Source organism: Hydrogenophaga sp. (assembly GCF_041633695.1).
Lineage (GTDB): Bacteria > Pseudomonadota > Gammaproteobacteria > Burkholderiales > Burkholderiaceae_C > Hydrogenophaga.
Genome location: NZ_JBFJMY010000284.1, coordinates 1 through 5519 on the forward strand (window position 1 = coordinate 1; position 5519 = coordinate 5519).

Below are 5519 nucleotides of genomic sequence, written 5' to 3' on the forward strand. Positions count from 1 at the left end.
CCTTGTCGATCACCGCCGCACTGGGGGTGACCTTTCCGTTCAACATCGTGCTGGGCGTGCCGCTCTATCTGGAGCTGGCGCGCTGGCTGCACGCCTGAGAAAGTTGCCCATGGAAAAACACCCGCGCAAGTTGCTGGTCATCATCGCCGAGGCCTCGCTGGAAAAACGCCTGGTCGCTGACAGTCAGCGACTGGGAGCACACGGCTACACGGTGCACGACGTGCGAGGCGGCAGCCGTCTGAGCACCCGAGAAGCTCTGTGGGAGGCCGACCGGACCATCGAGATGAAGGTGATCTGTGAGCCGACCGTGGCCGACAGCATTGCCCGGTATGTGCTGGCCGAATACGCGCCACACCACAGCCTGACGCTGTTTTTTGCCGACGTGGACGTCTTGCGGCCCGAGAAATTCTGAGCCGGACGCGCTTTCAGAAGCGAAAAGCGATGCGGGCTGAGCTTGGTCGAGAGGTCTATGTTCTGCGCGGCGCATGCACTTTGCCGAACACCGCAGGAACGGTTTCCCCATGGAACCATAGGACGAGCCCCATAGGGGGCAACTGGTTCTGAGGGTTTCACGCAGCCATGAAAAAAGCCCCTGGGCGAATGCCAAAGGGGCTTTTTGCTTTCAGGCTGCGCAAACAGCCTGAAGGGTTTGATCAGTAGCCGCCACGGCCACCGCCGCCGCCGCCACCTTCACGACGGCCACCGCCGCCGTAGGGGCTGCGGAAACCACCGTCGCTACCACCGCCGCCGCCACCACCAAAACCGCCTTCACGACGGCCGCCACCGAAACCGCCGCCGCCGGTGCGGGGAGGACGGGCTTCCATTGGACGGGCTTCGTTGACCACGAGGCTACGGCCGCCCAAGGACTGGCCGTTCATGCCTTCGATAGCCGACTGCGCTTCAGCGTCGCTGCCCATTTCGACAAAGCCGAAACCTTTGGAGCGACCGGTATCGCGTTCCATCATGACCTTGGCGCTGTTGACAGAGCCATAGGCGCCGAAAGCTTGTTGCAGGTCTTCGTCGCGCACGGTGTAGGGCAGGTTGCCCACGTACAGTTTGTTGCCCATTGTTGGGACTCCTAAAATACAGAGAAAAATAGCGATGGAGCCCCGTTAGCAAACAAAACCTGTAGCACGCGAAACCAACCGATCACTTGTCAAGCGAGGCCATATGGCTCTCGCCGGATGATTATGCGCCCAATGCCGCATAGACAGTGACATTTTTTCGGCGCCCCAGGCGGCGGCGGCTGTGCGGTGCGCAATAACAACACTTGTTTGCACCCGCCCCGCCCGGCGGGCGATTGAAGCCGTGAGCGGCCCGCCCCAGGCGGCCCGGCGCCGCAAAAGGGCGCAATTCCGCAGGGCGGTATGCTTCAATTTATACTCAACGCAGCGCCGATTTGATCCAGATTGCGGGCGCTTTAGAAATGCCGCTAAAGGGGGGACTCCCGGTCTCGCACTTTGGCGGCATCGGGATTTTTTATGCGCCCTGCCTGGGCGCCGAGGACCAAGCCTGTGATCGTCACGCCCCAAACGCACCGATTCACCGAACCCCTGCAGCTGCAAAGCGGTGCCGTGCTGCCAGCGTACGAACTGGTGTTCGAGACCTGTGGCCAGCTCAATGCCGAGCGCTCCAACGCGGTGCTGGTGTGCCACGCGCTCAACGCCTCGCAGCACGTCGCGGGCATGCACGCCGACGCCCATGGCGTGGCCATTCCCAAAAGCCAGGGCTGGTGGGACAACATGATCGGCCCCGGCAAGCCGGTGGACACCGACCGCTATTTTGTGATCGGCGTCAACAACCTGGGCTCTTGTTTTGGCAGCTCCGGACCGACCCACACCAACCCGGCCACCGGCGACGCCTGGGGGGCGGATTTCCCGGTGGTCACTGTGGAGGACTGGGTGCACGCGCAGGCCCGCCTGCTCGACGTGTTGGGCATACAGACGCTGGCGGCGGTGATGGGCGGCAGTCTGGGCGGCATGCAAACCCTGAGCTGGGCGCTGCAATACCCGGACCGCGTGCGCCACGCGGTGGTGGTGGCCAGCGCGCCCAACCTCACGGCCGAAAACATCGCGTTCAACGAGGTGGCGCGGCGCGCCATCGTGACCGACCCCGATTTCCACGGCGGCCACTACCTGCGCGCGGGCACGCTGCCCCGGCGCGGCCTGCGCATTGCCCGCATGATCGGCCACATCACCTACTTGAGCGACGATGTGATGAACGAGAAGTTCGGGCGCAGCCTGAAACCGGCCGATCTGGCGGTGGCGCTGCCGGACGCCGCACCCGGGGACGCTCCAGAGCCGCAGCCGCGCACGCAATACAAATACACCACGCAGGGCGTGGAGTTCCAGATCGAGAGCTATTTGCGCTACCAGGGCGACAAGTTCAGCGAGTACTTCGACGCCAACACCTATTTGCTCATCACCCGGGCGCTGGACTATTTCGACCCGGCGCGGGCCTTTGGTGGCGACTTGACCGCAGCGCTGGCGCGCGCCAGCGCCAAGTTCTTGCTGGTGAGCTTCACCACCGACTGGCGCTTTTCGCCGGCTCGCAGCCGCGAAATGGTCAAGGCCTTGCTCGACAACCGGCGCGAGGTGAGCTATGCCGAAATCGACGCGCCGCACGGGCACGACGCGTTTTTGCTCGACGACCCGCGTTACCACCAGGCGGTGCGCGCGTATTTCGACCACACCGTGGCCCAAAGCCTGGGCGTGGCGGCGGAGGTGGCGGCATGAGCGAACACAGCGTGATGGCGTCGATCGCCCGTCTGGTGCCGCCAGGCTCGCATGTGCTGGACCTGGGCTGTGGCGACGGCGCCTTGCTGGCCCATTTGCAGAGCACGCGCGGCTGCACCGGCTACGGCGTGGAGATTGACGACGCCAAGGTGCATGCCGCGCTGCAGCGCGGCGTGAGCGTGTTGCAGCTCAATCTGGACCAGGGCCTGACCATTTTTGGCGACCAGTCTTTCGACGTGGTGCTGCAGATCGACACCCTGCAACACTTGCGCAACGCCGAGACCATGCTGCTCGACACGGCCCGGGTCGGGCGCATCGGCATCGTGGCGTTTCCCAATTTTGCGCACTGGCCCAACCGCCTGGACGTGTTGCGGGGGCGCATGCCGGTGACCAAGCGCCTGCCGTACCAGTGGTACAACACGCCCAATATCCGGGTCGGCACCTACGCCGATTTCGACGTGCTGGCGCGGCGCAACGGCTTGTCCATCCAGGACGGTTTTGGCTTGCACGAGGGCCGCGAGATCCGTGTCGCGCCCAACCTCATGGCCAGCACGGCGGTGTTCCGGTTCTCGCGCTGAAGGCCGCTGCCGCCCGATTCGCCGTTGTGCGGCCCGGGCGGACATGTCTGGCGGACAACCCCTAAACACTTTGTATTCCTTTGTGCCCGCACGGGGTGAGAACGCGGGAATTGACCGTCTTTTCCGGCCTTCAGGACAGGTCAACCTGGCCGATATTCCATGGAACGAGCTCTCTATCACGAGGATTGATCCATGGACATGCGCCACGAAGCCACCCAACTGACCCGCCAAGACAGTGCGCGGGCTGCCGCCGCGCAAAAAACCAGCGCCGAGTTCCTGACCTTCCGCCTCGGCGGTGAGGAATACGGCATCGATATCCTGCGCGTGCAGGAAATCCGTTCCTACGAAGAACCCACGCGCATCGCCAAGGCGCCCGCCTTCATCAAGGGCGTGGTCAACCTGCGTGGGGTGATCGTGCCCATCGTGGACCTGCGCATCAAGCTGGGTTGCGACAAGGTGGAATACAACCAGTTCACCGTGGTCATCGTGCTCAATGTGCATGGCCGCGTGGTGGGTGCGGTGGTCGATTCGGTGTCCGACGTGATGGGGCTGGCCAGCGACCTGATCAAACCGGCTCCGGAAATGAGCACCACGGTGGACACCAGCTTCATCACCGGCATCGCCAGCGTGAACGAACGCATGTTGATTCTGATGGACATCGAGGGACTGATGTCGAGCACCGACATGGGTCTTATGGACCAGGCACCTGTGGTGCAGTGAACCGTCTTTCCCACTTTTAGACCCTAGGAACGCGGATGCCAACCCCCCATACCCCAACCCGCTCCGTGGCCCGCCGCGTGGCCTTGCAGGCCGTGGTCATGCTGACGGTGGTGTTGCTGATCGTCAGCACCATGGTTGCCATGAACGCAGAAAAAAAGGCTTTTGAACAAGTGCTGCAGTCGGTGGACGCCAACGCCAAGCTGATGGCAGGAACCTTGGATGCGTTCGATGGTGCAGCGCGCCGGATGACGGACCGGGCCTACCAGCCGTTTCGAAGAAAGTTCGGCGCCACGTTTGCGCTGGACCCGGAGCAGCAGTTGCTGCAAAACTGGGGCATGAGCCTGAACGGTGACTTTTCCCAAGTCGATGCGTTCAGCCAGGAAACCGGTGGTGTGGCCACGGTTTTCATGCGCAAGGGCGAAGACTTCGAACGGATTTCGACCTCGGTGAAGAAGGAAGATGGCACCCGCGCCTTGGGCACCATGCTCGACCACCAGCACCCGGCCTATGCACGCATGCTGGCAGGCGATGCCTACACCGGGCGCGCCACGCTGTTTGGCACGCCGTACATGACCCATTACGAAGCGGTCAAAAACGATGCGGGTCAAGTGGTCGGCATTCTGTTCATCGGTTTTGACATCACCGATTTCGCGACCTCGATCGAGCGTCTGGTGGACGAGGAGCGCTACTTCGAAAACGGGGGTACCTATGTGATCGATCCGGGGCGCGACAACGCCGCTGCCGTTTTTGTTGTCCATCCCACGGCCAAAGGGGCCAAGGTGTTGGACAGTTTTCCCGATGCCTCTGCATTTTTGGACCAGCTGCGTGGCTCGGCGTCCGTGCGCATAGGGAACGCCAAGGCCTTGTTCCGCCCACAGACCACCGACGCTTGGGTGGTGATGCGCGCTGCCCAATCGAGTGGCTGGTGGGTGGTGTCCGAGGTGTCCGACCAAGAGGCCCTCGCAGGCTACAGGGCCGTGCAGTACCGGTTTTGGGCCTCATTGATCGCGGCCACGCTGGTGCTGGGGCTGGCCTTGTACGTCTTGGTGCGCCGCAACGTGAGCCGGCCGCTGGCCGAATTGACCAAGGCGGTCACCAGCGTGGCGCAAGGCGATCTGAGCCACAGCTTTCAAAGCACGCGGCGCGACGAAATCGGTCGTCTGGTCCAAGAGGTGGAGGGCATGCGCCAGCGCTTCCTGGACATGTTGCGCCAGCTGCGTTCGGCCGCCGACAGCATCAACACCGCGAGCGTGGAAATCGCCAGCGGCAACCAGGATTTGTCGTCGCGCACAGAAAAGGCGGCGGCCAATCTGCAGCAGACCGCCGCCAGCGTGGAGCAGCTGACCGCCACGGTGCGCCAGAGCGCGGACGCGGCCAGCCAGGCCAACCAGCTGGTCTCGACCGCCGCTGAAATCGCCACGCGCGGTGGCGAAGTGGTGGGCCAGGTGGTGGTGACCATGGACGAGATCAACCACAGCAGCAAGAA

At 63.3% G+C, this 5519-nt stretch carries 7 protein-coding genes and 1 riboswitch; of the genes, 6 read left to right on the forward strand and 1 reads right to left on the reverse strand.

Annotated features, from left to right (window positions below; translation table 11 throughout):
* Positions 1-2 precede the first annotated feature (2 nt).
* Complete coding sequence (locus ABYB95_RS16045; protein ID WP_372659569.1) at positions 3-98, forward strand: sodium-dependent bicarbonate transport family permease; 96 nt, start codon at positions 3-5, stop codon at positions 96-98.
* Positions 99-109: 11 nt separating this feature from the next.
* Positions 110-412 carry a P-II family nitrogen regulator gene (locus ABYB95_RS16050; RefSeq protein WP_372659563.1) on the forward strand — a complete coding sequence of 101 codons (303 nt, stop codon included), beginning with the start codon at positions 110-112 and terminating at the stop codon, positions 410-412.
* A 241-nt stretch (positions 413-653) separates the two neighbouring features.
* On the opposite strand, the gene ABYB95_RS16055 is transcribed toward ABYB95_RS16050, so the two are convergent.
* Positions 654-1067, reverse strand: a complete 414-nt coding sequence (locus ABYB95_RS16055) for an RNA recognition motif domain-containing protein (RefSeq protein ID WP_372659564.1) — start codon at positions 1065-1067, stop codon at positions 654-656.
* 314 nt (positions 1068-1381) lie between these two features.
* Positions 1382-1453: riboswitch (SAM riboswitch) on the forward strand.
* A 28-nt stretch (positions 1454-1481) separates the two neighbouring features.
* Here ABYB95_RS16055 and ABYB95_RS16060 point away from each other — a divergent pair.
* The 4 genes from ABYB95_RS16060 to ABYB95_RS16075 all read left to right on the forward strand — a co-directional run.
* A complete protein-coding gene (locus ABYB95_RS16060) occupies positions 1482-2735 on the forward strand; it encodes a homoserine O-acetyltransferase (protein WP_372659565.1) in 1254 nt (417 codons plus the stop codon).
* Positions 2732-3313, forward strand: a complete 582-nt coding sequence (metW, locus tag ABYB95_RS16065) for a methionine biosynthesis protein MetW (protein ID WP_372659566.1) — start codon at positions 2732-2734, stop codon at positions 3311-3313. The genes ABYB95_RS16060 and metW overlap by 4 nt, the downstream gene beginning before the upstream one ends.
* A 192-nt stretch (positions 3314-3505) precedes the next feature.
* Positions 3506-4033, forward strand: a complete 528-nt coding sequence (locus ABYB95_RS16070) for a chemotaxis protein CheW (protein WP_372659567.1) — start codon at positions 3506-3508, stop codon at positions 4031-4033.
* 35 nt (positions 4034-4068) lie between these two features.
* On the forward strand, positions 4069-5519 hold a 1451-nt coding region (locus ABYB95_RS16075), incomplete at its 3' end, for a Cache 3/Cache 2 fusion domain-containing protein (RefSeq protein ID WP_372659568.1).

Bases quoted from the DNA above. Each gene is read 5' to 3' on its own strand.
- ABYB95_RS16060 (WP_372659565.1), top strand. From the start codon at position 1,482: ATGCGCCCTGCCTGGGCGCCGAGGACCAAGCCTGTGATCGTCACGCCC.
- ABYB95_RS16070 (WP_372659567.1), top strand. From the start codon at position 3,506: ATGGACATGCGCCACGAAGCCACCCAACTGACCCGCCAAGACAGTGCG.
- ABYB95_RS16050 (WP_372659563.1), top strand. From the start codon at position 110: ATGGAAAAACACCCGCGCAAGTTGCTGGTCATCATCGCCGAGGCCTCG.
- metW (WP_372659566.1), top strand. From the start codon at position 2,732: ATGAGCGAACACAGCGTGATGGCGTCGATCGCCCGTCTGGTGCCGCCA.
- ABYB95_RS16055 (WP_372659564.1), bottom strand. From the start codon at position 1,067: ATGGGCAACAAACTGTACGTGGGCAACCTGCCCTACACCGTGCGCGAC.